Source organism: Nonomuraea sp. NPDC048916 (assembly GCF_040649575.1).
Taxonomy (GTDB): Bacteria; Actinomycetota; Actinomycetes; order Streptosporangiales; family Streptosporangiaceae; genus Nonomuraea.
In genome coordinates, this window is the sequence record NZ_JBEZFS010000164.1 from 1 (window position 1) to 619 (window position 619).

At 67.2% G+C, this 619-nt stretch carries 1 protein-coding gene; it reads left to right on the forward strand.

Going from position 1 to position 619, the window contains the following annotated elements; all coding sequences use genetic code 11:
* Positions 1-151: 151 nt before the first annotated feature.
* Positions 152-619, forward strand: a 468-nt coding sequence (locus AB0C16_RS40240) for a homocysteine S-methyltransferase family protein (RefSeq protein ID WP_357691425.1), incomplete at its 3' end; no start/stop codon positions are given.

The window sequence follows — 619 nt, forward strand, 5'->3', positions numbered from 1 at the left end:
ACCGGACCGCACCCGCCGTACCCCGCACAGCATGCAGTCCGCGTCATGGACGTACTGACAGCGCCGGCCGACGTCGGGCTACGCTGGCGAGGTGCGCCTTCCCCAAGAAGGACGCAAAGCCGACAGCCGTCGCATCCCTGGGAGATCATCCATGGCCTCGTTGCCGACACCCGCCGCCGACAGCCGGACCCGCGCAGACGCGCTCCGAGAGGCACTCGCCACACGTGTGGTGGTGGCCGACGGGGCGATGGGCACCATGCTCCAGGCACAGGACCCCACGCTGGAGGACTTCGAGAATCTCGAAGGCTGCAACGAGATCCTGAACATCACCCGGCCCGACATCGTGCGCTCCGTCCACGAGGAGTACTTCGCGGTCGGCGTCGACTGCGTGGAGACGAACACCTTCGGCGCGAACCACTCCGCCGCCAACGAGTACGAGATCGCGGACCGGATCTACGAGTTGTCGGAGTCCGGTGCCCGGATCGCCCGCGAGGAGACCCTCCGCGTTCTTCTGGTAACCATCACGCAGCACGTCGTACGTGATGTGACCCAACGACGGCAGCTTCGTCCCCGGGCCGATCGAGCCGAGAACCCACCGCTGACGGCCGTCCTTCGCACC